General features: G+C 43.0%; 26 protein-coding genes. 20 read left to right on the forward strand and 6 right to left on the reverse strand.

The genetic code is table 11. The features are described 5' to 3' along the window. Positions 1 to 19 precede the first annotated feature (19 nt). From tdh to mutL, 7 genes are all read left to right on the forward strand, one after another. Positions 20 to 1060, forward strand: a complete 1041-nt coding sequence (gene tdh, locus AZ46_RS05220) for an L-threonine 3-dehydrogenase (RefSeq protein ID WP_029281182.1) — start codon at positions 20 to 22, stop codon at positions 1058 to 1060. 21 nt (positions 1061 to 1081) lie between these two features. Next, positions 1082 to 2260 (forward strand): glycine C-acetyltransferase, encoded by a 1179-nt coding sequence (locus tag AZ46_RS05225; protein WP_029281180.1) that lies wholly within the window; start codon positions 1082 to 1084, stop codon positions 2258 to 2260. A 202-nt stretch (positions 2261 to 2462) separates the two neighbouring features. Next, positions 2463 to 3992 (forward strand): tRNA (N6-isopentenyl adenosine(37)-C2)-methylthiotransferase MiaB, encoded by a 1530-nt coding sequence (miaB, locus tag AZ46_RS05230; protein WP_029281178.1) that lies wholly within the window; start codon positions 2463 to 2465, stop codon positions 3990 to 3992. Between the two features lie 4 nt (positions 3993 to 3996). Beyond that, positions 3997 to 4431 (forward strand): YlbF/YmcA family competence regulator, encoded by a 435-nt coding sequence (locus AZ46_RS05235; RefSeq protein ID WP_029281172.1) that lies wholly within the window; start codon positions 3997 to 3999, stop codon positions 4429 to 4431. 476 nt (positions 4432 to 4907) lie between these two features. Beyond that, complete coding sequence (gene cotE, locus AZ46_RS05240; RefSeq protein ID WP_029281170.1) at positions 4908 to 5453, forward strand: outer spore coat protein CotE; 546 nt, start codon at positions 4908 to 4910, stop codon at positions 5451 to 5453. Positions 5454 to 5591: 138 nt separating this feature from the next. Further along, positions 5592 to 8186, forward strand: a complete 2595-nt coding sequence (mutS, locus tag AZ46_RS05245; protein ID WP_029281168.1) for a DNA mismatch repair protein MutS — start codon at positions 5592 to 5594, stop codon at positions 8184 to 8186. Between the two features lie 16 nt (positions 8187 to 8202). Continuing rightward, the gene (gene mutL / locus AZ46_RS05250; RefSeq protein WP_029281166.1) at positions 8203 to 10068 is read left to right on the forward strand and encodes a DNA mismatch repair endonuclease MutL; all 1866 of its coding nucleotides are present in this window, start codon (positions 8203 to 8205) and stop codon (positions 10066 to 10068) included. A gap of 210 nt (positions 10069 to 10278) precedes the next feature. On the opposite strand, the gene AZ46_RS05255 is transcribed toward mutL, so the two are convergent. After that, positions 10279 to 11253, reverse strand: a complete 975-nt coding sequence (locus AZ46_RS05255) for an alpha/beta fold hydrolase (RefSeq protein ID WP_035206531.1) — start codon at positions 11251 to 11253, stop codon at positions 10279 to 10281. Positions 11254 to 11271: 18 nt separating this feature from the next. Continuing rightward, entirely contained in the window at positions 11272 to 11604 is a 333-nt protein-coding gene (locus tag AZ46_RS05260) for a hypothetical protein (protein WP_029281163.1), read from the reverse strand. Between the two features lie 292 nt (positions 11605 to 11896). Here AZ46_RS05260 and AZ46_RS05265 point away from each other — a divergent pair, with 292 nt between their 5' ends. Genes AZ46_RS05265 through AZ46_RS22560 form a run of 3 tightly spaced genes read left to right on the forward strand, consistent with a single transcriptional unit; the run spans position 11897 to position 12829 of the window. Then, complete coding sequence (locus tag AZ46_RS05265) at positions 11897 to 12085, forward strand: hypothetical protein (RefSeq protein WP_029281161.1); 189 nt, start codon at positions 11897 to 11899, stop codon at positions 12083 to 12085. 1 nt (position 12086) lies between these two features. Then, entirely contained in the window at positions 12087 to 12554 is a 468-nt protein-coding gene (locus AZ46_RS05270; RefSeq protein WP_152554719.1) for a spore coat protein, read from the forward strand. 56 nt (positions 12555 to 12610) lie between these two features. Then, on the forward strand, positions 12611 to 12829 hold the full coding sequence (locus tag AZ46_RS22560) for a helix-turn-helix domain-containing protein (protein WP_139015475.1): 219 nt from the start codon (positions 12611 to 12613) through the stop codon (positions 12827 to 12829). Positions 12830 to 12866: 37 nt separating this feature from the next. Here AZ46_RS22560 and AZ46_RS05275 read toward each other — a convergent pair whose 3' ends face one another. Then, on the reverse strand, positions 12867 to 13346 hold the full coding sequence (locus tag AZ46_RS05275; RefSeq protein ID WP_029281157.1) for a hypothetical protein: 480 nt from the start codon (positions 13344 to 13346) through the stop codon (positions 12867 to 12869). 134 nt (positions 13347 to 13480) lie between these two features. On the opposite strand from AZ46_RS05275, the gene AZ46_RS05280 reads away from it, so the two are divergent. The 4 genes from AZ46_RS05280 (at position 13481) to spoVK (ending at position 16358) form a co-directional block, all read left to right on the forward strand. Then, positions 13481 to 13864, forward strand: coding sequence for a YmaF family protein (locus AZ46_RS05280; RefSeq protein WP_051865234.1), 384 nt, complete (start codon positions 13481 to 13483; stop codon positions 13862 to 13864). 114 nt (positions 13865 to 13978) lie between these two features. Continuing rightward, positions 13979 to 14920: a tRNA (adenosine(37)-N6)-dimethylallyltransferase MiaA gene (gene miaA / locus AZ46_RS05285; protein WP_029281153.1), complete on the forward strand. Its 942-nt coding sequence runs from the start codon at positions 13979 to 13981 to the stop codon at positions 14918 to 14920. A gap of 36 nt (positions 14921 to 14956) precedes the next feature. Next, a complete protein-coding gene (gene hfq / locus AZ46_RS05290) occupies positions 14957 to 15181 on the forward strand; it encodes an RNA chaperone Hfq (RefSeq protein WP_029281151.1) in 225 nt (74 codons plus the stop codon). 226 nt (positions 15182 to 15407) lie between these two features. Further along, positions 15408 to 16358 (forward strand): stage V sporulation protein K, encoded by a 951-nt coding sequence (gene spoVK, locus AZ46_RS05295; protein ID WP_029281149.1) that lies wholly within the window; start codon positions 15408 to 15410, stop codon positions 16356 to 16358. A 37-nt stretch (positions 16359 to 16395) separates the two neighbouring features. Here the strand turns inward: spoVK and AZ46_RS05300 are convergent, their stop codons facing one another. Then, positions 16396 to 16998: a trimeric intracellular cation channel family protein gene (locus AZ46_RS05300; RefSeq protein WP_029281147.1), complete on the reverse strand. Its 603-nt coding sequence runs from the start codon at positions 16996 to 16998 to the stop codon at positions 16396 to 16398. A gap of 236 nt (positions 16999 to 17234) precedes the next feature. Here AZ46_RS05300 and hflX point away from each other — a divergent pair, with 236 nt between their 5' ends. The 4 genes from hflX to glnA all read left to right on the forward strand — a co-directional run bounded on the left by hflX (position 17235) and on the right by glnA (position 21672). Further along, complete coding sequence (gene hflX / locus AZ46_RS05305; RefSeq protein ID WP_029281145.1) at positions 17235 to 18506, forward strand: GTPase HflX; 1272 nt, start codon at positions 17235 to 17237, stop codon at positions 18504 to 18506. Continuing rightward, a complete protein-coding gene (locus AZ46_RS05310) occupies positions 18499 to 19767 on the forward strand; it encodes a methionine gamma-lyase family protein (RefSeq protein ID WP_029281143.1) in 1269 nt (422 codons plus the stop codon). Before hflX ends, AZ46_RS05310 begins: the two co-directional genes overlap by 8 nt. Positions 19768 to 19865: 98 nt before the next feature. After that, positions 19866 to 20270: a MerR family transcriptional regulator gene (locus tag AZ46_RS05315; RefSeq protein ID WP_029281141.1), complete on the forward strand. Its 405-nt coding sequence runs from the start codon at positions 19866 to 19868 to the stop codon at positions 20268 to 20270. Positions 20271 to 20337: 67 nt separating this feature from the next. Next, positions 20338 to 21672: a type I glutamate--ammonia ligase gene (glnA, locus tag AZ46_RS05320; protein ID WP_029281139.1), complete on the forward strand. Its 1335-nt coding sequence runs from the start codon at positions 20338 to 20340 to the stop codon at positions 21670 to 21672. A gap of 57 nt (positions 21673 to 21729) precedes the next feature. Here glnA and AZ46_RS05325 read toward each other — a convergent pair whose 3' ends face one another. After that, complete coding sequence (locus tag AZ46_RS05325; protein ID WP_051865243.1) at positions 21730 to 23172, reverse strand: magnesium transporter CorA family protein; 1443 nt, start codon at positions 23170 to 23172, stop codon at positions 21730 to 21732. A 95-nt stretch (positions 23173 to 23267) separates the two neighbouring features. Further along, positions 23268 to 23888, reverse strand: a complete 621-nt coding sequence (gene lexA / locus AZ46_RS05330; RefSeq protein WP_029281135.1) for a transcriptional repressor LexA — start codon at positions 23886 to 23888, stop codon at positions 23268 to 23270. Between the two features lie 159 nt (positions 23889 to 24047). Between lexA and yneA the strand changes: the two genes are divergently transcribed. Together yneA and AZ46_RS05340 are read left to right on the forward strand one after the other, a co-directional pair. Then, positions 24048 to 24359, forward strand: coding sequence for a cell division suppressor protein YneA (gene yneA / locus AZ46_RS05335; protein ID WP_029281133.1), 312 nt, complete (start codon positions 24048 to 24050; stop codon positions 24357 to 24359). A 13-nt stretch (positions 24360 to 24372) separates the two neighbouring features. Continuing rightward, on the forward strand, positions 24373 to 25020 hold the full coding sequence (locus AZ46_RS05340; protein ID WP_029281131.1) for a YneB family resolvase-like protein: 648 nt from the start codon (positions 24373 to 24375) through the stop codon (positions 25018 to 25020). Positions 25021 to 25067 lie beyond the last annotated feature (47 nt).

Consider the following 25067-nt stretch of genomic DNA (forward strand, 5'->3'; position numbering starts at 1 on the left):
TAAGCAGGGAGTGTTCATTGTGAATGGAAAAATGAAAGCGGTTGTCAAGCATCACAGAGGATTTGGAGCCGAGCTTAAAATGGTGGATATTCCTCAAATTAACGATCACGAAGTATTGATTAAAGTAAAAGCTACATCCATCTGCGGGACAGATGTTCATATTTATACGTGGGATGCCTGGTCGGAAAGCCGAGTGAATCCACCATATGTTTTTGGGCATGAATTTTCCGGAGAGGTTGCCCAGGTTGGAAGCAAAGTTACAAACGTTGCGGTTGGAGATTTTGTTTCTGCTGAAACTCACCTTGTATGCTACGAATGTCCGCAATGTCTGACAGGAAACTATCATATTTGTAAAAATACGAAGATTATCGGTGTCGACACAGATGGCTGTTTTGCAGAATACGTGGCGCTTCCGGCTGTCAACCTCTGGAAAAATCCGAAGGGAATGCCGTTTGATACAGCGTCTATACAGGAGCCTATGGGCAATGCGGTGCATACTGTTCTTGCTGGTGATGTAGCAGGAAAAAGCGTGGCTGTTATTGGCTGCGGTCCAATCGGCATTATGGCTGCCGGCGTTGCAAAAGCTGCCGGGGCATCGCAGGTCATTGCGCTCGATTTAAATGACTACAGACTGAACCTTGCAAAAGAAATGGGAGCAACAGCCGTCATCAATTCTAAAAATGAAGATCCGCTTGAAAGAATCAGCGAACTTACGGATGGAAACGGCGTCGATGTCGTGTGCGAAATGTCCGGCCACCCGGCTGCGATGAATCAGGGGTTCAAGATGGTGACAAACGGAGGCCGAGTGTCCATTTTGAGTCTCCCGGTTCGGCCTGTAGAAATTGATGTTACGAATGATATTGTTTTTAAAGGCATAACCGTACAGGGAATTACAGGCAGAAAAATGTATGAAACATGGCAGCAGGTTTCGCGCCTTTTGAAATCAGGGCAGGTTGATGTCACGCCGCTGATCACCCATCACTTCCCGCTTGAAGACTTTGAAAAAGGCTTCAATTTAATGATCGAAGGAAAATGTGGTAAAGTCGTATTACATCCTTAAACATGAACTGGAGGGGCTATGATGAAAGGGTTTGAATACTTACAGGCAGAACTTGATGAAATGAAACAAAACGGGACGTTCCGTAAATTGATTCCGCTGGAATCCGATCAAAAGTCAAAAGTCGTGATCGGAGGAAAAGAATTAATTCAGCTTTCTTCAAACAACTATCTTGGGCTCACCACACATCCAAGACTTGTAAAAGCATCCATAGAAGCAGCACGGAAGTACGGGGCCGGTACGGGTTCAGTCAGGACGATCGCCGGAACATTCTCCATGCATGAAGAGCTTGAGCAAAAGCTTGCCGAGTTTAAGCATACGGAAGCAGCACTTGTCTTTCAGTCCGGTTTTACAACAAACCAGGGCGTGCTGTCTTCTATTCTGACAAAAGAAGATGTGGTCATTTCTGATGCTTTAAACCATGCATCCATCATTGATGGCATCAGACTGACAAAAGCAGCCCGCAAAGTGTATCATCACGTGGATATGGCTGACCTTGAACGCGCACTGAAAGAATCAGCAGACTTCCGTGTCCGCATTATTGTGACAGACGGTGTATTTTCAATGGACGGCAATATCGCGCCACTTCCCATGATTGTCGAGCTTGCTGAAAAATATGACGCCCTCGTTATGGTTGACGATGCGCATGCTTCAGGTGTGCTTGGGAAAAACGGCCGCGGGACGGTTAATCATTTTGGTCTTGACGGACGTGTACATATTCAGGTGGGAACATTGAGCAAAGCGGTAGGTGTGCTTGGCGGATACGTTGCGAGTACACGAACGCTGATTGACTATCTTATTCAAAAAGGACGTCCGTTCTTATTCAGCACATCTCATCCTCCTGCTGTCACGGCAGCGTGTATGGAAGCGATCAATGTATTGCTTGAAGAACCTGAATTGATTGATAAGCTTTGGGAGAATGCGAAGTTCTTCAAAAAGGGTCTTGAAGATCTTGGCTTTGACACCGGGAAAAGCGAAACTCCGGTTACGCCTGTCATTGTAGGTGATGAGGCGCTGTCTCATCAATTCTCTGATAAACTGAGAGAATACGGCGTCTTTGCTCAGGGAATCGCGTTCCCTACAGTAGCAAAAGGGCAGGCCCGCGTAAGAACAATTGTTACGGCCGAACACTCAACTGAAGAGCTTCAGCAGGCACTGGACATTTTTGAAAAAGCTGCAAAAGAGCTGAACATCCTGAAATAATCGAAAAGAGAGGCTCGCTGCCTCTCTTTTTTTGCCGCAGCCGGAAGCCCTGCTTTTCTTTTTTTTCTCAATCATTTACTATAGATGTATGTCCTTTCTGAATATTTTATTGTTTTGTTCTTTAAGAACATATATACTATAAAATTGGTATACTCTCACATAAGTGAGGCGGTTTGAAAGGCCTGAAAGGAGACTGTTTTACATGAACGAAAAGCAGCGTCTGGAAAGCTCACAGGTAACGCCTTCGGACAAAAAATCCGAGAAGGATTACAGCAAGTATTTCCAGGCCGTGTACATGCCTCCTTCTTTAAAGGATGCTAAAAAACGCGGTAAAGAAGAAGTGAAATATCAAAATGACTTTAAAATCTCAGAAGAATTCAGAGGCCTCGGCAACGGGAAGAAATTCCTGATCAGAACGTACGGCTGTCAAATGAACGAGCACGATACGGAAGTAATGGCCGGGATTTTTACTGCACTTGGATATGTTGCAACAGCCGAAGCAGAAGATGCTGATGTGATTCTTTTAAATACATGTGCCATCCGTGAAAATGCAGAAAATAAAGTGTTTGGCGAAATCGGCCACTTAAAAGCGCTGAAACGCGAAAAACCGGGTCTCTTAATCGGCGTCTGCGGATGCATGTCCCAGGAAGAATCGGTTGTTAACCGGATTATGAAAAAGCATCAGCATGTGGACATGATCTTTGGCACACATAACATTCACCGCCTGCCAAATATTCTTAGCGATGCCTATATGTCCAAAGAAATGGTCATTGAGGTCTGGTCTAAAGAAGGCGATGTTATTGAAAATCTGCCGCGCGAACGCAAAGGCAAAATTAAAGCATGGGTCAACATTATGTTCGGCTGCGACAAGTTCTGCACATACTGCATCGTTCCGTACACCCGCGGAAAAGAACGAAGCAGACGCCCGGAAGAAATTATTCATGAAGTAAGACAGCTTGCAGCAAGCGGCTATAAAGAAATTACCCTGCTTGGACAAAACGTAAATGCATACGGTAAAGACTTTGAAGACATAGAATACGGACTTGGCGATTTGATGGATGAAATCCGCAAAATCGACGTAGCCCGTGTCCGGTTTACAACAAGCCATCCGCGCGATTTTGATGATCATTTGATTGAGGTCCTTGCAAAAGGCGGAAACCTTCTTGATCATATCCATCTTCCAGTACAGTCTGGAAGCTCGGAAGTGCTGAAGCTGATGGCGCGCAAATACGACCGTGAAAAGTATATGACACTCGTCAAAAAAATTAAGGAAGCGATTCCAACAGCTTCTTTAACAACAGATATCATCGTCGGATTCCCGAACGAAACAGATGAGCAGTTTGAAGAAACGCTCTCTATGTACCGCGAAGTGGAATTTGACAGTGCATACACGTTCATTTACTCTCCGCGCGAAGGGACGCCTGCTGCGAAAATGCAGGATAATGTTCCGATGGAAGTGAAAAAGGCACGCCTGCAAAAACTGAACAAGCTGGTCAATGAGATCTCTGCGAAAAAAATGATGGAATATGAAGGTCAGGTTGTGGAAGTCCTTGTTGAGGGCGAAAGCAAAAACAACCCTGAAGTGCTTGCCGGGTATACATCAAAAAGCAAGCTTGTAAACTTCAGAGGTCCAAAATCAGCAATCGGCGAGATTGTGAAAGTGAAAATTACGAAAGCAAAAACATGGTCTTTAGATGGGGAAATGGCAGAAGAAGCACTAGAGGTGAAATAGGGGGATGACAATGTATACGAAAGAAGAAATCGTAGCCAGAGCACGTGAGTTGGCGCAAATGGTAGCTGATACAAAAGAAGTTGAGTTCTTCAAAAAAGCAGAATCTCAAATTAACGAAAATCAGAAAATCCGCGAAAAAGTAGCAAGCATTAAAAGCCTTCAAAAACAAGCAGTCAATTTTCAGCACTACAGCAAGCAGGAAGCTCTTAAACAAGTAGAAGACAAAATTGACAAACTTCAGGAAGAGCTCGATGAACTTCCGATCATTCAGGAGTTCAAGGAATCTCAAATTGAAGTAAATGATCTGCTCCAGCTCATCGCCGTTACAATATCAAATCATGTAACAGACGAGATTATCCGCACGACAGGCGGAGACCTTCTGAGCGGGGAAACAGGTTCAAAAGTGAACAACTCGCCAGGCTCAGCGTGCAGCAGCTGAAAAAAAGTCCTTTCTGTGAAAACAGAAAGGACTTTTTTTGTGTTTAATTATCAAATTAAATCATGTTCTAAATAATCATACTATCTATCTAATAACTGAATTCCAACAAAAAAGCATCTGGAACAGCCGGATATCAAAAAAACGAAAAAATATCTAACAAAACTATGTTCCAAATAATCATACATACAACCCCAGCCAGCAAAGGCCAAACCCGCCTTTGCTGAAAACCTCTACTAAAATGAACAGCTATATCATATTTATAGGACGAACAAGATTTTATCCTATATGCCTGCAGTTAAGCCTGAATTGGGTTTTCTTTTAAACTTTTAGGCACATTTCTGGGCGTACACGCATAGAATGAAGTATACCGATTCATGTATTGGCGGTACCTATTATTTATTCCTTTTAAGCAGTAGCACAAACCATACTAGCCCAGCATAGGATTAAATGAAGATGATTGAGGAGGGTATGTACGAATGGCTGAATACAGAGAAATAATCACGAAAGCGGTAGTTGCGAAAGGCAAAAAGTTTACTCAATCCACCCACAGCATTGCTCCTTCGCAAAAGCCGACAAGCATTCTGGGCGGCTGGCTGATCAACCATAAATATGATGCGAAAAAGGTTGGGAAAACAGTCGAGGTAGAAGGTACTTATGACATCAATGTCTGGTATTCGTATGCAGACAATACGAAAACAGAAGTTGTCACAGAAAAAGTTTCATATGTTGACGTCATTAAGCTGAAATATAAAGATAACAACTTTCTTGACGATGAACATGAAGTGATTGCAAAAGTGATGCAGCAGCCTAACTGCATGGAGGTTAACATTTCTCCTAACGGCAGCAAAGTTGTCGTTTCAGCTGAGCGTGAGTTTTTAGCAGAGGTTGTCGGAGAAACAAAAGTGGTTGTTGCAATCAACAACGAAGGCTTTGTTGAATCAGAAGAGGACTGGGAAGAGGATCTTGACGATGAGTTTGAAGACCTGAATCCTGAATTTCTTGTAGGCGGAGACGAAGAGTAAGAGGAAACTGGGGAGAATTATCTTCCTGGTTTTTTCTTTTGGCAAAAACTCGAGCTTCTAGTATTCCCCAAACCAAAAAAACAGGTTTGTATGCTATAATTAAGGTTGTTTTGAAACGCAAGGTAATGGGGGATTACAATGGCAGCATATACGCCGATGATACAGCAATATTTAAAGATAAAGGCAGAGTATCAGGATGCCTTTTTATTTTTTCGCCTTGGCGACTTTTATGAAATGTTTTTTGAAGATGCAAAGAGAGCATCTGCTGAACTTGAAATCACACTGACGAGCAGAGACGGAGGCAGTGCCGACAGAATTCCAATGTGCGGCGTTCCATATCACTCTGCACCAGGTTATATTGAAACTTTAATCGAGAAAGGCTACAAAGTGGCCATTTGTGAACAGACAGAAGATCCAAAACAGGCTAAAGGCGTTGTCCGAAGAGAAGTAGTGCAGCTGATCACACCGGGAACAGTCATGAACGGCAAAGGCCTTCAGGAAAGAGAAAACAATTACATAGCATCTGTATCTGAGTTCTCATCCTGCTACGGATTTGCTGTTACGGATCTGTCTACCGGAGAAAATCAGGTCACTCTTTTAAACGGATTCGATGAAGTGATCAGCGAGATGTATTCTCTGAATGTAAGAGAGCTTGTCGCAGATCATGATTTTCCGCAGGAGGCACTTAAAAAGGTGACAGAGAGATCGAAAGTGACGATTTCTTTTCAATCTGCAGAAAAATGGGATTCTTTTGACCCCATTATGGACCACCTGACAGATGACCGGCTGAAAGAGACATTTGGCAGACTATGCACTTATCTGCAGAAAACGCAGAAAAGAAGCCTCGATCACCTGCAAAAAGTAAAAGTGTACAAGCTTCAGGATTTTATGAAGATCGATATCTATTCAAAAAGAAATCTTGAATTGACAGAAACAATCCGTTCCAAAGGCAAAAAAGGATCGCTCCTATGGCTGCTTGATGAGACGAAAACGGCAATGGGCGGACGGATGCTGAAACAATGGATTGACAGACCGCTGCTGTCTAAAACGGAAATAGAAAGCCGACTCGATACGGTTCAATCGCTGCTGAATCACTATTTTGAACGCGAGGATCTCAGAGAGAAACTGAAAGAAGTGTACGATCTTGAACGTCTTGCAGGCAGAGTCGCTTTCGGCAGCGTCAATGCAAGGGATTTAATTCAGCTGAAGAAATCACTTCAGCAGGTTCCTGCCATTAAAGAAGTACTTTCTGGAATTCATCACGAAGCGTTTCGTGAAATAGAGCACAAGATTGATCCTTGCACAGAGCTGTGTGAATTGCTTGACGCGGCACTTGTTGAAAACCCGCCTCTTTCGATAAAAGACGGAAACATTATGAAGGACGGGTTTCATGAACAGCTCGATCAATTCAGGGATGCAAGCAGAAACGGGAAGTCATGGATAGCGGAGCTTGAAAAGCAGGAGAGAGTCCGCACAGGCATCAAATCACTGAAAATCGGATACAATCGAGTGTTCGGATACTACATTGAGGTAACCCGGGCTAATGCTCATTTACTTGAAGAGGGAAGATATACACGCAAACAGACACTTACGAATGCTGAACGGTATATTACTCCCGAACTCAAGGAAAAGGAAACACTCATTCTTGAAGCAGAAGAAAAAATGGTCGATATCGAATACCAGCTGTTTACTGAACTGAGAGAACAGGTCAAACACTTTATTCCTAACCTCCAGTCTCTTGCCAAGTGCATCAGCGAACTGGACGTCCTGCAGTGTTTTGCTGTCATCAGTGAAAAGCGCCATTATACAAAGCCTGTGTTCTCAGATGGCGAACTGTTCATCAAAGACGGAAGACACCCGGTTGTTGAGAAAGTGATGAATTCGCAGGAGTATGTCCCAAATGACTGCTATTTCTCGAACGATCGCGGCATGCTTTTAATTACGGGTCCGAATATGTCCGGTAAAAGCACATACATGAGACAGGTGGCTCTGACGAGTATTCTTGCTCAAATCGGCTGCTTTGTTCCGGCTTCAGAGGCGGTGCTTCCGGTCTTTGACCAGATCTTCACAAGAATTGGGGCTGCCGATGATTTAATATCAGGACAAAGTACATTTATGGTCGAAATGCTTGAAGCCAAAAATGCGATTGTTCATGCGACAGGCAAAAGCCTGATTCTGTTCGATGAGATCGGCAGGGGAACATCCACATATGACGGCATGGCATTGGCCCAGGCAATTATCGAGCATATTCATCACCATATAGGAGCAAAAACACTCTTTTCCACGCACTATCATGAGCTTACAAGTCTTGCAGATGAACTGCCTATGCTTCAAAACGTTCATGTATCAGCGGTTGAAGAGAATGGGAAAGTTGTGTTTCTTCATAAGATTAAAGAAGGTCCTGCAGATAAAAGCTACGGAATTCATGTGGCAGAACTGGCAGAACTCCCCCAGAACCTGATCAAAAGGGCAAAAGAAATTCTTGAAGGACTGGAAGGAGAACAAACGAGCAAAGTTCCTGCTGCCGTACAGGAAAAAAGGGAAACCTTTGAAAAAACGGATGATGCCCAGCTCTCTTTCTTCACTGAGCAGCCAGCCAGAAAAGAAGGCGGCAGGCAGGCTCCAAAAAAAGATCTTCTTGTGATTGAGCAAATCCGGGCCATCAATCTGCTTGAAATGACGCCGCTTGATGCAATGAATGAACTGTATCAGCTGCAGAAAAAATTAAAATAGCTGGAAGGTGAATAGGATGGGGAAAATAGTCCGCCTAGACGATTCACTATCAAATAAAATCGCTGCCGGTGAAGTAGTAGAGCGTCCGGCTTCTGTCGTGAAAGAACTGGCAGAAAACAGCATAGATGCCGGAAGCACCGTGATTGAAATTCACGTGGAAGAAGCCGGCCTTGCAAAAATCCGCATTATCGACAATGGGGAAGGCATTCAGCCTGAAGATTGTCTTAATGCTTTTCACAGACATGCGACAAGCAAAATAAAAGATGAGAATGACCTGTTTCGAATCAGAACACTTGGTTTCCGGGGAGAAGCCCTGCCGAGTATCGCTTCCGTATCGCATATTGAGCTCAAAACAAGCACAGGCGACGGAGCAGGAACACGAATGGTTCTCAAAGGCGGAAAAGTGGAAGTTCACGAAGCAGCCTCAAGCAGGAAAGGCAGCGACCTCACTGTCTCTAATCTGTTTTTCAATACACCTGCACGGCTGAAATATGTAAAAACAGTTCATACAGAGCTCGGGAATATAACAGATGTTGTGAACCGTCTGGCTCTGTCCAATCCAAATGTATCATTCAAGCTGACTCATAACGGAAAACAGCTGCTTCATACGAGCGGCAACGGGGACGTGCGTCAGGTCATTGCCGGCATATACGGCCTTCCGATTGCTAAAAAAATGATCCCAATCCACCTTCAGTCCCTTGATTTTGAAGTGACAGGCTTTATATCCCTGCCTGAAATCACAAGGGCCTCGAGGAACTATATTTCTACTATCGTAAACGGAAGGTTCATCAAGAACTACCCGCTTGCAAAAGCGATTCAGCAGGGATACCACACGCTGCTTCCAATCGGCAGGTTTCCCGTTGTTTTCCTGGAGATCAGCATGGATCCGATTCTTGTGGATGTCAATGTGCACCCCGCTAAAATGGAAGTGCGCCTGAGCAAGGAAGCGGAACTGAATGAGCTTATTATAAATGGAATAAAAGAGTCTTTTTCAAAGAAACAGCTGATACCTGATGCTGCCCTGCCGAAACGAAAAGAAAAAGCGGCTGAAGAGCAGCAGTCCTTTATGTTCAGTCATGCTGAAAAGAAGACAGGCATCGGCTCCGATCAGCCGGTCCGAACAGAATCATTTTCCGTACAGGCCTCAAATCCGGTACGGGAAGAGAAGCCTGCTGCCCCTTTTGTGGTAGAAGCGGAGGAAGACTATGCTGCTGATCATGAACCTGAAAGGGATATAGAGCAGCCGGCAGTTGAGGAAGTGCGTTCAGAACAGCTCATCGATCAATCCGGGGAAGAAACCCGCGTGCCGGTTCTTTATCCAATCGGTCAAATGCACGGCACCTACATTCTCGCTCAAAACGATAATGGACTCTATATTATTGATCAGCATGCCGCACAGGAACGAATTAACTATGAATATTTCAAAGAAAAAGTTGGACAGGTAGCTTCAGAAGTTCAGGAACTGTTAGTTCCTATCACGCTGCACTATTCAGCAGATGAAGCAGTCATTCTGGCTGAGAAGATGCCTGAGCTTGCCCAAGTGGGGATCTTCCTTGAGCCTTTCGGCGGGAACAGCTTTATTGTCAGGTCCCACCCTCAGTGGTTTCCAAAAGGCGAAGAGGGAAGCATTATTGAAGAAATCATTCAGGAAGTGCTCGATCACAGGCAGGCGGATATTAAAAAAATCAGAGAAGAAGCAGCCATTATGATGAGCTGCAAAGCAGCAATTAAAGCAAATCATCACCTGCGCCACGATGAAATCTTCGCGCTGCTTGAAACGCTCAGAAAAACAGCCGATCCCTTTACATGTCCTCACGGCAGGCCGATTATTATTCATTACTCAACGTATGAGATGGAAAAGATGTTTAAGCGTATTATGTAAAAGTGAAAAGACAATCATGCCCTGCACAGTTATCTGTGCAGGGCAAACTTTTATACCTATCCCAGAAAAAACGGCACGTCTGCTATCGATTATTTCTCTCAAAAAGAAGTTCGAAAAAGAAACCAGCATAAATAATCACTGAGAATCCGCAGTATTCAATCACTGGATCTGTATTAGGCGTCTGGTTTACCATCATAGTCAGCTCCCTTATCATCTTGACCTAGGGGGCAGCCATTTATCAAGGAATTCAGGCAACTGGCCCTCTGAAATGGTGACTCCTGTATGCCCCTTCTTACTCAATAAAAAAGTCTTGTCTTTACTTGAAGCATGTTCAATAATGGGTCTGCTCTGATTTTCCGAAACGAGCTGATCATCTTCTCCGCAAATAACAAGAAGATTGCAGGAGATGTTTTTAAGTTTAACCTTCCTGTTCATGATGGAGAGTTTACCTTTAATCAGACTGTTCTTCTTTGCTAATTCTAAGACTAAGTCTCTGATAAAAGCACCTGGCATAGGCAAGTATGAGTTTGCCCATTTGTTGAAGCGAATCCATTTTTGTATATAAGCTGGATCATCTGTTCTTCCTAAAAGAGCCAGGTATGGTGAAAAATATACTGGAGAAGTCAGCAGCCGCATTCCTGCTTTGACCTCTGAAGCAGAAATTAATCTGCTCCATTCGGTCATCTGATTAATATCAGTTTCATCCGCTGTTCTTAGTTCAGATAACCATTTGCTATAAACATTTGTTTCTTCAAAATCTATGGGTGCAGCATATAAAATGAGATTTTTTATCTTTTCCTCCGCAATGGAAGCATATATGGCCGCAAGTGTTCCTCCCAAACAATAGCCGATGACTGTTAAGTTCTCAGCTTTTGAATGCAATAGAGTTCTGTTTGCCGCTTTTTGAACGTATTTTGCGACATAATCCTCTAATGAGTCATCTTTATCCTCATAGCCGGGCTCTCCGAATTCAAGTAGATATACATCAAATCCCGCATTCACAAACGACCCAATGACGCTTTTGCCGGGAATGAGATCTAAAATATCCGGTTTATTTACAGGAGAATATATAAGGAACAGAGGTGTGTTAAATTTTCTTGAATGCGTTGGGTAATACCACAGCGTTGTTTTATTTAACTGCCATACAGGATTTCTACTTAAGCCTGTTGGGCTGATCTGTGTCAATTCAGCAGAGCTCCTTTCTTATTTTTTCTTGTTTTGTTGCACAAGACTTTTCATCTCATTAAGCTTTGCATCAATCTCCAGAAGTTTTTCCTCGATAGAATCAATCTTTTCTTCCGTTTTAATCACCAATTTAGCTGTATTTGCTACATCATCTTTGCTTGGAAGGTTATGCGCCGAAGAGAAATTGCCTAATAGTTTCTGCAGTTCTGTTTTTTTCTGGGTGTTGAATACCAATCGACTAAAATCTTTGTCATTAAGTTTTTCCTTAATAGCATGATTGAGATTTGACTCTAACTGAAACCCGGCTTTTTTAACCAAGTCTTTCAATTGCGGATTTTTCTTTTTCCCCATCTTATATCCTCCTTTATAAGTGAAGTAATGAGAAAATACAGGTGAAATCACCTGTATTTTCGAGAGTGAAGTGAAAGGCAGATTCTCTTTGTTCCTGAATCTTATTAATAGATTATGTTCGACAAAAAAATTAGATTGGGTCAATTTATCATGGCAATTGCTCATTTTTTTAAAAAAAATTGGAAGTTCTATTTGCAGAAAAGTCGAAAAATGTGTTTTTGCAGGAGGTTATATCCCCATACGTAAAAATTTGTCGTGAATATGATGGAGTAAACAGGAAGGAGAGATGGTCATGATCAACCGCAAAACAACTGATTTATTTGTCAAAATGCTTCTCGATAAGTATGGATTAGAAACAAAGCTGAAAGCTATTCCGGAGGATAAGAAAAAACCTCTCAGAGACATGGTCACTGAACTGAATAGCCAAGTTGAGGATTTTCTAAGCAATTTAAAATCAAAAACTGAGAAAGGGGGGAAATAACATGGGAAGAAACAGAGTCATTTTTTCTGACTGCGCAGGTACTGAAGAAGTTGCAGGCGAAATAGATATGGGCGGCAGCGGCATTGGAAATGCGAATGGAGTATCTCAAAGAGCAAGACAATCTGTTCAAGCAGGTCAGCGTTCAACTGAGAAAATCAGTATTGTTGATTCTACAGATGTAAATGTACTGACAATTGATGTTCAGGCTGCACTTGCGCTTCAGGCTGCTATTCAAGCTGCAATTGTTCTCATTATCAGACTTTCGTTTGCTGATGATATTGAACAGGCTGACCGCTTCAGTGAAGAATTATTCCAATTCACAAGTATTGATCAAGTAAATGAGCAAGAAATTCTTATCAAAGATTCTCATAACGTTAACGTAGGAGCATTAGATCTGGATCTAGTTATTACAATTCAATTACTAATTCAAGTATTGGCAGCTCTTGCACTAAGCTTAGATATCCTATAAAGCTCGTTTAAAAGGGGTGTTCCTGTTTCTGGGGACACCTTAATACTGTAAAGGGATTGATAATTATAAAAATAGGTAAAAGAATTAGAGAACTAAGAGAAACGAGAGGTATACCATTAGGATGTATGGCTGAAAGTTTAAATCTCTCTGTTTCTCACTTATTATCTATTGAAAGAAATACAAGAAGAGCAACCTCAAATGAGATTGCAGACATTTGTCGCGTGCTTGGTGTAAAAAGATATGAACTATATGCCGATACTATAGATTATTTGTAGCAAAAAGAAGAATGCCGGTTAGGCTTCTTCTTTTGCATCAGTCAAACTGACTGCAGCTGCTTCCGTACTTAACGACGTCATAAATGGATCTGCCGTCAGACGAATGTGTCTCTGAATATTTAAATGGCAGAAGCGAGAAGAAAACAAAGTAAACAGAAAAATAGACAAACTGATAAAAGAAGATGTGCGGATTCAGCAGCCCTGCATGAATCATAGAATTAACGATAATGATGGAGGACAGGTTGAAAATGGATCCACCTGCATATACAAGGACGTGTGTCCATTTGCTATCCCATTTCAATCGTTCATACTGACAAAAAGAGTCCAGAAAGTAATATTGATTAATTTGAAGCTTTCCGACTCTGAGCAGAAGTTTTCCTCTCCCTAATGTAAAAAAAGCCTTTCCTCCAAACAACCAGACAAAGACAAAATGCCCAAGCTGATGAATGAAGGCAACGATGGGCAAAACAAAAAAGAAAGCCCAGAAAAAAGTAATCATATCCTCAAGCTGAAACAACGGGCATGCCCCTCTCATTAGAATTACCTTTTAGTTTCCCTGTTTTTCTTTGTTAAAACGGCATATTGAGATATTTATGACCCTCGCTTGCTTTCTTTCATACTTTGATAAAAAGCTTGAAAGGAAGCGGCCTTATGAAGGAAATAATTGTTCGGGAGCCTCTGCCTGTTCCCCATGCTCACTTTTATCAGGGAGTGACAGAGGAACAGGAAGGTCACACGCATGCCCTGCTTGGATTTTCTAAACCTCTCAACGGCACGTCATTTGACAGGCATTACCACTATGTAGAAGGGGTTACGACGTTTGACAACAATCATTATCATCGCTTTTATGTAAAGACCGGACCGCCCATTCCGATGCTTGACGGCACACACTATCATCTGTTTGAAGGGAAAAGTTACAGAAACTACACAGAAGCAGAGCCGACTCAGTTTGGAGGGGTTGTATACTCTCCGCAGCAGAAAAAGGTTCATCAGCATTTGTTCAGCGGAAGAACGAGCGGCCCGATCGGATATTAATCCATTCAGGCCGTTTGAGGGGGCTGATATCTGGAAATAATAAACTGGTATTCAATGATTTAAAGTGATAAGATGTTGAAAAGCGGATATAAAGCAAGAAAGTGTGATTACAGGTTGAAGAAAGAAAAACTGCTCGTGATAATTGGACCGACCGCGGTCGGGAAAACAAAGTTGAGCATTGAACTTGCCAAAAGGCTGAACAGTGAAATTATAAGCGGGGACAGCATGCAGATCTACCGCGGGATGGATATTGGGACGGCAAAAGCTGCACCGGATGAAATGGATGGAGTGCACCATCACCTGATCGATATTAAAGATCCTGATGAGTCGTTTTCCGCCGCAGAATTTCAGGAATTAGCACGTCCACTTATCACAGATATTCACTCAAGAGGCAAGTTTCCGATCATTGCCGGCGGGACAGGCATGTATATTCAGTCTGTTATCTATGATTATCAGTTTACAGAACAGGCATCGGATCCTGAGTACAGGCAGATGCTTGAAAAAGAAGCTGAAGCCAGAGGCAATGAATTCATACACAAGAAACTGTCTGATGCAGATCCGGAATCAGCTCAAAGGATTCATCCGAATAATGTGAGGAGAGTCATCAGGGCTCTTGAAATCTTCCGCTGCACCGGCAAAACGATGACAGAGTTTTTAAACGAACAGGAGAAAGTGCTGCTTTACGACCTTGTCATTGTCGGGTTAACGATGGAGCGAAGCGAGCTCTATGAACGGATTGATCACCGAGTTGATCTTATGATGGAGCAGGGGCTGCTGGCTGAGGCAAAACAGCTGCATGAGAATGGAATCCGGGACTGTCAGTCTGTACAGGCCATCGGTTATAAAGAGCTTTTCGCTTATTTTGACGGCAAGTCTTCTCTCGAAGATGCAGTGGATCAGCTGAAACAGAACTCCCGCCGCTATGCGAAGCGCCAGCTTACATGGTTCCGCAACAAAATGGACGTGGAATGGTTTGATGTAAGCAGCCCGCATGATGCAAATGACAGATTCAATGAAATTTTCACTTATATAGCAGGAAAGCTTCAATTAAGCTAGAATACATAAAACATAGAGAAAAGAGGAGGACGAAACATGAAACAAACAGTCAATATCCAAGACCAATTTTTAAACTCAATGCGCAAAGAAAGTACATTTGTAACGGTGTACCTTCTGAACGGATTTCAGCTCAGAGGCCTTGTTAAAGGATTTGACAACTTTACAGTCCTGCTGGAAACAGAAGGCAAGCAGCAGCTGATTTTCAAACATGCGATTTCAACGTTTGCGCCTCAGAAACATGTTTCCCTTGAAATAGAATAGTCAGTTAAAATCAGCCTTCATATGCGGAGGCTGATTTTTTATTTGTCTTGTTTCAAAGAGTCTGCTGATGATCAGGAAATGGATTTATTTCTCGGGAAAGCGCAGAATCCATCAATATTCAGCAATATTCTCTCCGCGGAAAAATAATTTCATCTTTTAGATAGGCATTTGTCACGATTTTGCCCCAAGCAACGTATAGTAATAAAAGAATGTGAGGTGAACATCTTTGGATCAAGCAGTCACATTTAAAAACAACGGGCAAATTAATGTGATTCTTAGCGGCCAGAAAAAGGTCTATCATGAGCGAATCAGCGAAACAGCCACATATGAACTGAAAATCCCTAAAACAGAACCGCAGCATGCCATATTAAATGAAATTGAAGCAGAGCTGAATACGCTTGTAGGCATGGATGAACTGAAGCGGATGATTAAAGAAATTTATGCATGGATTTTTATTAATAAAAAGCGGGAAGAACAGGGGCTGAAAGCAGGAAAACAGTCTCTTCATATGATGTTCAAAGGAAATCCCGGCACAGGGAAAACAACAGTAGCCAGATTGATCGGGAAATTATTTTTCCAGATGAATGTGCTCTCAAAAGGCCATTTAATTGAAGCGGAACGGGCGGATCTTGTGGGAGAATACATTGGACATACCGCACAGAAAACGCGGGATCTGATTAAAAAATCCCTTGGAGGCATTCTTTTTATAGATGAAGCCTATTCCCTTGCCCGCGGGGGAGAAAAGGACTTTGGGAAAGAAGCCATTGACACTCTCGTTAAGCATATGGAAGATAAACAGCATGAATTTGTTCTCATATTGGCGGGCTATTCCAAGGAGATGGATCATTTTCTTTCATTAAATCCCGGCCTGCATTCCAGATTTCCGCTCGTGGTAGATTTTCCGGATTATTCTGTTGAACAGCTGATGGAAATCTCAAAGCGCATGATGAAGGAAAGAGAATATTCATTCAGCAAAGAGGCTGAATGGAAATTCCGCGAGCATCTGAATGACATGAAAACAAACCTTGCCCCGTCAAAATTCTCGAATGGCAGGTATGTCAGAAATATCATTGAAAAATCCATCCGCTCCCAGGCGATGAGACTTCTAACAGCGAATCAATTGGGACGGGACGAACTTGTCACGATCTTGAGTCAGGATCTGGTGATTAAAGAATAAACATAAAGGACAAAAAAAGCCGCGGCTGCGGCTTTTTTCAATGGTGGATGGAGCGGTTTGGAAGCTGCCATTTATTTGTATAGGAGAGAACTCTGCAAACAACGAGCAGAATAAATAGAGTATAAAGCTGAAAAGGTGACTGGGCCAGATCAAATCCGATAATAAGGCCTGCAAGGACAGCCCACACAGCATAAATTTCCGATCTCAGTACGAGCGGTTTTCTTCCGGCCAGCAAATCCCTGACAATACCGCCGCCGCTTCCTGTCAGTACTGCAGCCACAACAACCGCACTGATCGGATGATTCATCTCAGCAGCATACAGCGCTCCTTGAATAGCGAATGCCGAAAGTCCGATCGCATCGGTGAAATTTCCCCACTTCTGCCAGTGTTTAAGCAGGTTGTTGGGGAATAAAAACACTGTCGTCATGGCAACAAGAGCGATCTGAAAGAGCGTCCCCTGCTCCCATAAAGCCGAAATCGGCACGCCGATGAGAAGATTTCTGATGGCTCCTCCTCCAAATGCGGTGACAATGCCAAGAATATACACCCCGAGAATATCATATTCCTCTTCCATCGCAACAATGGCGCCGCTCACTGCAAATGCAATTGTGCCGATGATGCTTAATACTTCCCACGTCATATATGTATCCCCTTTTTAGTAAATGTCAGATATCTTTAATTAGAAGCGGCTGCATGAAAGCAGCCGTCTTGATTTTATATGCGTATCCGCTTTAATGCAATCCTTTTCTTTTAAAATAGTCTTCGAATCGTTCCTATGTGCGTAAAAACGTAAAGCATTAGTGGATTCTTTGTTTTTTTGGTATGATAAAGAAGCAAAATTATGAGTAAAAGGATGGTACCCGTTTGAAAGAGACAATGAATACCGGGAGTGAAAAAGTCATTCTGGTCGGCTGCCAGCTTCCCAAAACAGAAGATGAAGCGTTCAGTTATACAATGAGCGAGCTTGCTTCCCTTACTAAAACAGCGAACGGGGAAGTGCTCGTCCAGCTGTCGCAGAAGAGAGAGCGCATTCACCCGGCAACATACATAGGCAAAGGCAAAGTTGATGAACTGCTCGCTCTTTCAGAAGAGCTTGAGCCCGACTTAATTATATTTAATGATGAGCTTTCTCCAAGTCAGCAGCGCAATCTGTCGGCTGCCCTTGATGTGAAAATTATTGACCGCACACAGCTGATACTTGATATATTTGCGACGCGGGCAAAATCAAAAGAAGGCAAGCTTCAGGTGGAGCTTGCGCAGCTTCAGTATCTTTTGCCGAGGCTGAGCGGACAGGGAATCAATCTTTCAAGACAGGGCGGCGGAATCGGCACGAGGGGGCCGGGCGAAACGCAGCTTGAAACAGATAGAAGACATATTAGAACCCGCATACATGAAATTAAGATGCAGCTTGCTGCAATTGTCAGTCACCGGAACCGCTATCGTGAAAGAAGAAAGAAAAATCAGGCTTTCCAAGTAGCTCTGGTCGGCTACACAAATGCCGGGAAATCGACACTGTTTAACCGTATTACAGACGCGGGGACCTTTGAAGAAGACCTTCTTTTTGCCACACTTGATCCGATGACAAGGAAGATGACACTTCCATCGGGCTATCAGGCTCTTTTAACAGATACGGTAGGATTCATTCAGGATCTGCCGACAACGCTTGTTGCAGCGTTCCGCTCTACACTTGAAGAAGTAAAAGAGGCGGATTTGATTCTGCATGTTGTCGACAGTTCAAATGAAGACTACGTCAATCATGAAAAAACCGTCTATAAACTGCTGGAAGAACTCAAGGTCACGACGATTCCGGTCTTAACGGTATATAACAAGCAAGATAAGCAGTCGGCTGGCTTTGTTCCTTCACCGAAAGGCGAGCATGTGCTGATCAGCGCTTTTTCGGATGCGGATATTGCAAAACTGAAACAGAAGATCCAGTCGTTTTCAATGGAGCTGATGGAAGAATACAGCATTGATGTGCCTGCTTCAGAAGGCAAGCTTCTGGCTTTATTGAAAACAGAAACCATGGTAGGGCACTTTGCCTTTAATGAAGAAGAAAATCATTATGAAATACAGGGACACTTCCTGCCGGGACATGCAGCTTCCGGCCAGATAGAGATGTATAAGAGAAAGGGAAACAAACATGTTTAACCAATTGAAATACGGTGATAAGCTTGCGCAGCTTGCTGCACAGGCAGAAGAAAAAATCAGAGATACCCACAAAAAAATTGATGAACGAATGGAAATGAACCAGTTCCGGGTTCTTCAAAGCTACAGAGACCATAGAGTGAGCGACTCACATTTTATCCCGACTACAGGATATGGGTATGATGACCATGGAAGGGATACGCTGGAACAGATTTATGCGGATGTTTTCGGCGGGGAGTCAGGGCTTGTAAGGCCGCAGATCATTTCAGGGACCCATGCCATTTCCATTGCCCTGTTCGGAGTGCTCCGTCCATTTGATGAACTTCTATATATAACGGGAAAGCCTTATGATACCCTTGAAGAGATTGTGGGCATCAGAGGCAGCGGCACCGGTTCTCTAAGTGAATTTAAAATCGGCTACCGGGCTGTTGAACTGAAAGAAGACGGCGGCATAGATTATGATGCCGTCGGTGCTGCCATTACAGAAAAGACAAAGATGATCGGCATTCAGCGCTCAAAAGGATATGCGACAAGGCCATCTTATACTCTTGCAGAAATTAAGCAGATGATTGACTTTGCCAAATCCATTAAGCCTGATGTTGTTGTTTTTGTCGACAATTGCTACGGTGAATTTGTTGAAGAGCTTGAACCTTGTCACGTCGGTGCCGATCTTATGGCTGGTTCGCTTATTAAAAATCCGGGCGGCGGACTTGCGAAAACAGGCGGTTATATCGTGGGGCGCAAGGATCTGGTGGAAGCATGTTCCTACCGGATGACATCACCTGGTATTGGGGCTGAGGCAGGCGCGTCCCTCTACAGTCTTCAGGAAATGTATCAGGGATTCTTCCTTGCTCCTCACGTTGTTGCCCAATCTTTAAAAGGTGCAGTGTTTACGGCAGCGATGCTTGAACTTGCAGGGCTTAAAACAAACCCGTCCTGGGATGCAGTCCGCACAGACCTTATTCAATCTGTCCAGTTTGAGCAGTCTGATTTAATGGTTGCGTTCTGCCAGGCCATACAATATGCATCACCGGTCAATTCGCACGTGACGCCATATCCGAGCTATATGCCGGGTTATGAGAACGATGTCATAATGGCTGCAGGAACTTTTGTACAGGGAGCAAGCATAGAACTTTCGGCAGACGGGCCGCTGCGTCCCCCGTATACAGCTTATGTGCAGGGCGGATTAACGTATTCTCATGTGAAAATTGCCATCTGTTCTGCTCTTGATCATCTTTTGGACAAGAATTTAATTCGTCTGTAATCCGATATTAATACAAATGTCATTTTTCCTAACATAGTGTTGACACATTATATGACATGGAATATAATAAGATTAAGTTAAGAAAAGGAGGGAATACAATGGGTGATACGATTCGACGCTCGATGCCCTTATTCCCGATCGGAATTGTCATGCAGCTGACAGAACTCTCTGCCAGGCAAATTCGATATTATGAAGAAAACGGCTTGATTTTCCCTGCAAGAACAGAAGGGAACAGACGCCTATTTTCATTTAATGATGTAGATACGCTTCTTGAAATAAGAAGCCTTATCGAACAAGGCATTAACATGGCCGGCATCAAGCAGATTTTTTCTTCTAAGGATAAAAGTATGGAACGCGAAGAAGAAGGCCAGCCTAAAAAAGTGGAAAAACCGGATCTGACCGACGCTGAACTCAGAAAGCTGCTGAAAGCTGAACTGATGCAGGCCGGAAGGTTCCAGAGATCATCGCTCAGACAGGGTGACATGTCTAGATTTTTCCATTAATTAACGCAGCTTCACTTTATTTTTCACAATAAATATTACTTAGTATTGTTAGGAGAGGATTTTCACAATGGCAAAGTATTCGAGAGAAGATATTGTACGCTTAGTACAAGAAGAAAACGTAAAATACATCAGACTGCAGTTCACGGACATCCTTGGAACAATCAAAAACGTAGAAATTCCTGCAAGCCAGCTTGAAAAAGCACTTGACAACAAATGCATGTTTGACGGATCTTCAATTGAAGGATTTGTCCGCATTGAAGAATCTGACATGTATCTGTATCCTGATCTTGATACGTTTGTTATTTTCCCTTGGACATCTGAAAAAGGCAAAGTTGCACGTTTCATCTGCGACATCTACAGCCCGGACGGCACACCATTTGATGGAGATCCGCGCAACAACTTAAGACGTATGCTGAAAGAAATGGAAGACCTTGGATTCACTGACTTCAACCTTGGGCCTGAGCCGGAATTCTTCCTTTTCAAGCTTGACGAAAAAGGAGAACCAACTCTTGAGCTGAACGATCACGGCGGCTACTTCGACCTTGCTCCGACTGACCTTGGAGAAAACTGCAGACGTGACATCGTGCTTGAGCTTGAAGAAATGGGCTTTGAAATTGAAGCATCTCACCATGAGGTAGCTCCTGGCCAGCATGAAATCGACTTCAAATATGCCGGTGCAGTAAAAGCTTGTGATGATATCCAAACATTCAAACTTGTTGTTAAAACAATTGCGCGCAAACACGGATTGCATGCTACATTCATGCCGAAGCCGCTGTTTGGAGTAAATGGATCTGGAATGCACATGAACCTCTCTCTTTTCAAAGACGGAGTGAACTCATTCTATGACAAAAACAGTGAACTTGAGCTGAGCGAAACAGCGAGACATTTCATTGCCGGCGTAATCAAGCATGCACCAAACTTTACAGCTGTTACGAATCCGACAGTTAACTCATATAAACGTCTAGTACCCGGCTACGAGGCACCATGCTATGTTGCCTGGTCTGCACAAAACAGAAGCCCGCTTATCCGTATCCCTGCTTCACGCGGACTAAGCACACGCGTAGAAGTGCGCAGTGTTGACCCTTCTGCAAACCCGTACCTTGCAATGAGCGTATTGCTTGCTGCTGGTCTTGACGGCATTAAAAACAAACTTGCTGCTCCAAAACCGATTGACCGCAACATCTATGTCATGACGAAAGAAGAGCGTGTTGAGAATGGAATCGTAGATCTTCCTGCAACATTAGCACAGGCTCTTGATCTTCTGAAAACAGACGAAGTAATCATCAACGCACTTGGCGAGCATTTGTTTGAGCATTTTGTAGAAGCGAAAGAAATCGAATGGGATATGTTCCGCACTCAAGTTCACCCATGGGAACGCGAGCAGTACATGTCTCAATACTAAGAATCACACTCAAAAACCTCAGCTGTCTGCTGAGGTTTTTTTGCACAATCAAGCTTTTTAGTCAATTCCATCTGATTTTCTTTTTTGAAGATAGTCCTTCAGCAGCCTCATTATGGCTATTACGGCAAGTATGGAACCAACTGCAATCCCGGATAAAGCGACCACGAGTGAAATGTATTCAAAAATAGAGTAATTTGCAAGCTTGTTCCAGCTTATGCTGCCTTTCCAGTCCTCAATGACAAGGTTCATGCCATAGATTCCGGAAATAACCGTATAAGTAGTAAGGATCAGCAGCAGGGAATTGTGGCGTTTGCTGGCCAGCTTCTCCTGGTTTTGATAAAGACTGTCCATCGTATTCTTCACTTCTTTATAGAGGGTCTCAATTTTGAACCTGTCTTTCATCATAACAGAAAGCTCCTGGCCTTCCGTTCTGCTGCTGATTTCTGAAAAGATATACTTAGCGGTGAAATTAGCAATCGAGCGGATCAGACCTTCCATTTTATCCTGTTTCTGATCAATGTAGAGCTGTGAATAGCTGTATGAAAGCTTTAGAAGAACAATTTTATAGAAAAGATGCAGGATGAGATTGTAGTAGAGCTGTCCAACCATTTCTTCCGCGGTCACGTTCTCCTGACCCACATCATTCGTAATTTTAGTGAATGTATGATCACTCACAACGTGAAAGCTGCCGGGTGACCACCTGTCGTAAATGTGATCCTTAAGATAGTGGTCTATATATGCGGAATTGCTTGCGGACATATACGGCCTGCCGTTTTGATCATAGCCATTTATGTGGCCTATTCGAAAAAGAGTATCCGAAGAAATCTCTGCGTCCTTTTCTGTCAAAAGATAACTGCTGACAAACATTCTCTCGTCAATAAAGTAGGGAAGGCTTCCAAGGTAAGTTGACTGGCTGTTTTCACTTTTTTCTATATACGGGACAACAGAGGGGCACAGCTCTTCAAAAATAAAATCCTGAATCTTTTCGTAAGTGCCCTGTCCTGAATGAAGAACAGTTCCTTTTTCTTCTGTAATAAATGGTTCAAGAACCCTGAAGTGATCCATAAAATCGAGTGCATCGCTCAGTGACCATGTATTGCTGTTTGATGTCAGCTCTGTCCTTATGGTGATCATTCCGACAGAAAAAGGGCATATATACAGATCGATTGAGTGGACATTGAAAGAATATTCATTTACAGCTGTACGAAGCGTGCATTTTCTGTCAAAGGATTTTGAGTATCGATTTATAGCCTTATCCTGATGCTGGTCCGGAAAGAGAATCTGTTCTATGTACGGCATAAAATAATGTTTCAGGCGTTTATGGGGAAGACTTGTTTTCTCTCCGTAAAATTTTGTCTGCTGGGCGCTGCTGTTAATGCTGAAAAATTCAAATCCGTTCGCCTTAAGTTCATCAGTCAGCTGGGAGATGCAGTCGCTGCCCCATGAAAAAGGAAAAATAAATTGGGCATTCGCCCGCAGAATGGCCGGTTCTTTTGTCATAGGCACCCTCTCATCTTTTTTTCATTATTATGTTCCCCTGAGAGAAGGCTGCAAAACAGGCAAATAAAAAAACTTTGCCTGTAAAAGCAAAGTTTTTAGTGTATGTTTCTATAAACTCCAACAACTTTTCCCAGGATGACAACATGTCTGAGAATAATCGGTTCAAGTGTAGAGTTTTCCGGCTGAAGGCGCACGTAATCTTTCTCTTTGAAAAAACGTTTGACAGTTGCCTCATCATCCTCTGTCATGGCAACAACGATATCCCCGTTGTTTGCAGTGTTCTGCTGTTTGACAATAACCATGTCCCCGTCAAGAATACCGGCTTCAATCATACTGTCTCCCATAATCTCGAGCATGAAGATCTGATCATCGGATGCGGCGAACGTATCTGGAAGAGGAAAATATTCCTCGACGTTTTCAATGGCTGTGATCGGGGAACCGGCTGTTACTTTCCCGATTACAGGAACGTTAATCACGCTTGAACGCGGAATCATCGCTGTCTCATCTTCTAATATTTCGATCGCTCTCGGCTTTGTCGGATCCCGTCTGATCAGCCCTTTGCTTTCAAGCCTGGCAAGATGGCCGTGCACAGTTGAGCTCGAAGCAAGGCCCACTGCTTCGCCGATCTCACGGACTGATGGCGGATATCCTTTCTTTTGTACTTCAAGCTTAATAAAAGTGAGGATATCCTGCTGCCTCTTTGAAAGTTTTGTCATTTTATCCACCTCGCGTCCTGTAATTTATGTTGATTATAGCATGTTTTTCCTGCATATACAAACATAAGTTCGAAAAATGGCGTTGACAGAAACGTTTGTTCGCATTATACTTAAAGTATCAAATATACGAACAAACATTCTATTAAGGTGGGGATTGAGTTGAAAGGTTCATTATCTTACGTTATTTCTTTCTTTGCAGTTGTCATTGTAGCTGTCTTTGCATTATCATACACAGGAGAAAAAGAAAGCCTTGATCATTATGTATCCATTGAAATAGCAGAAGGTGACAGTATATGGAGTCTTGCAGATCAATATGAAGAGCATCACCGCATGTCCAAAACCGATTTCGTTGAATGGGTTCAGGATAAAAACGGACTGCCGACAGCTGTGATCAAGTCAGGAGATTCTGTGGTTCTTCCTATTGATAAACAAACCTACCATGACGGGACACAGCTGGCATCAAGAAAATAGGGAAGTGAGAACACTGAACGCAATCATCTACTGCAGAGTCAGCACTAGAAAAGAAGAACAAGAGACATCACTCGCCCGGCAAAAAGAAGAACTTTTGGCCCTTTCAGCAGTACATGGCATGAATGTGGAAAAGATTATTGAGGAACAGGCGAGCGGATATGAGGTTGAAAGAGAAGGTATTTTTGAAATATTTGACTGTATAAAGGAACAGAAAATTGACGCCATTGTTATTCAGGATGAGACAAGACTGGGGAGAGGGAACGCCCGCATCGCCCTTATTCATTTTTTCGCAAAAGAAGGCATTACGATCTATACGGCCACGCAGAATGGAAAGCTTTTTTTGTCAGAAGCCGATTCCATGGTTCTGGAAATTGTAAGCATTGTTGAAGAATATCAGAGGAAGATCCATAATCTGAAAATCAAAAGAGGCATGCAGAGGGCGGTTGAAAAAGGGTATAAACCTCAGAGGAATCTTACTAACAGAGATAAAGGGAGCGGCAGAGAGAAAAAGGAAGTGCCTGTAAGCGAGATTATCAGGCTTAAACAGAATAAACTGACATTCTCAGAGATTGCGGCAACCTTAAGAGGTTTTGGATACGAGGTTTCTAAAGCGACAGTACATAGAAGATATCAGGAGCACATGAAAGAGGAACAGGTCTAATCTGTTGTTTTTTGCCCCCATATCTAGTACGATATGATAGTAAATCT

Origin of the sequence: Metabacillus indicus LMG 22858, assembly GCF_000708755.2 — a bacterium.
Taxonomy (GTDB): Bacteria; Bacillota; Bacilli; order Bacillales; family Bacillaceae; genus Bacillus_P; species Bacillus_P indicus.

What these genes read in the sequence shown, in the direction of transcription:
- AZ46_RS05300 (WP_029281147.1), bottom strand. Translation starts at nt 16,998, where the DNA reads ATGACGTGGGAAGTATTAAGCATCATCGGCACAATTGCATTTGCAGTG.
- AZ46_RS05310 (WP_029281143.1), top strand. Translation starts at nt 18,499, where the DNA reads ATGTTTAACCAATTGAAATACGGTGATAAGCTTGCGCAGCTTGCTGCA.
- AZ46_RS05270 (WP_152554719.1), top strand. Translation starts at nt 12,087, where the DNA reads ATGGGAAGAAACAGAGTCATTTTTTCTGACTGCGCAGGTACTGAAGAA.
- mutL (WP_029281166.1), top strand. Translation starts at nt 8,203, where the DNA reads ATGGGGAAAATAGTCCGCCTAGACGATTCACTATCAAATAAAATCGCT.
- AZ46_RS05260 (WP_029281163.1), bottom strand. Translation starts at nt 11,604, where the DNA reads ATGGGGAAAAAGAAAAATCCGCAATTGAAAGACTTGGTTAAAAAAGCC.
- glnA (WP_029281139.1), top strand. Translation starts at nt 20,338, where the DNA reads ATGGCAAAGTATTCGAGAGAAGATATTGTACGCTTAGTACAAGAAGAA.
- hfq (WP_029281151.1), top strand. Translation starts at nt 14,957, where the DNA reads ATGAAACAAACAGTCAATATCCAAGACCAATTTTTAAACTCAATGCGC.
- miaB (WP_029281178.1), top strand. Translation starts at nt 2,463, where the DNA reads ATGAACGAAAAGCAGCGTCTGGAAAGCTCACAGGTAACGCCTTCGGAC.
- AZ46_RS05225 (WP_029281180.1), top strand. Translation starts at nt 1,082, where the DNA reads ATGAAAGGGTTTGAATACTTACAGGCAGAACTTGATGAAATGAAACAA.
- AZ46_RS05325 (WP_051865243.1), bottom strand. Translation starts at nt 23,172, where the DNA reads ATGACAAAAGAACCGGCCATTCTGCGGGCGAATGCCCAATTTATTTTT.
- lexA (WP_029281135.1), bottom strand. Translation starts at nt 23,888, where the DNA reads ATGACAAAACTTTCAAAGAGGCAGCAGGATATCCTCACTTTTATTAAG.
- mutS (WP_029281168.1), top strand. Translation starts at nt 5,592, where the DNA reads ATGGCAGCATATACGCCGATGATACAGCAATATTTAAAGATAAAGGCA.
- cotE (WP_029281170.1), top strand. Translation starts at nt 4,908, where the DNA reads ATGGCTGAATACAGAGAAATAATCACGAAAGCGGTAGTTGCGAAAGGC.
- hflX (WP_029281145.1), top strand. Translation starts at nt 17,235, where the DNA reads ATGAATACCGGGAGTGAAAAAGTCATTCTGGTCGGCTGCCAGCTTCCC.
- AZ46_RS05315 (WP_029281141.1), top strand. Translation starts at nt 19,866, where the DNA reads ATGGGTGATACGATTCGACGCTCGATGCCCTTATTCCCGATCGGAATT.
- AZ46_RS05265 (WP_029281161.1), top strand. Translation starts at nt 11,897, where the DNA reads ATGATCAACCGCAAAACAACTGATTTATTTGTCAAAATGCTTCTCGAT.
- AZ46_RS05235 (WP_029281172.1), top strand. Translation starts at nt 3,997, where the DNA reads ATGACAATGTATACGAAAGAAGAAATCGTAGCCAGAGCACGTGAGTTG.
- AZ46_RS05280 (WP_051865234.1), top strand. Translation starts at nt 13,481, where the DNA reads ATGAAGGAAATAATTGTTCGGGAGCCTCTGCCTGTTCCCCATGCTCAC.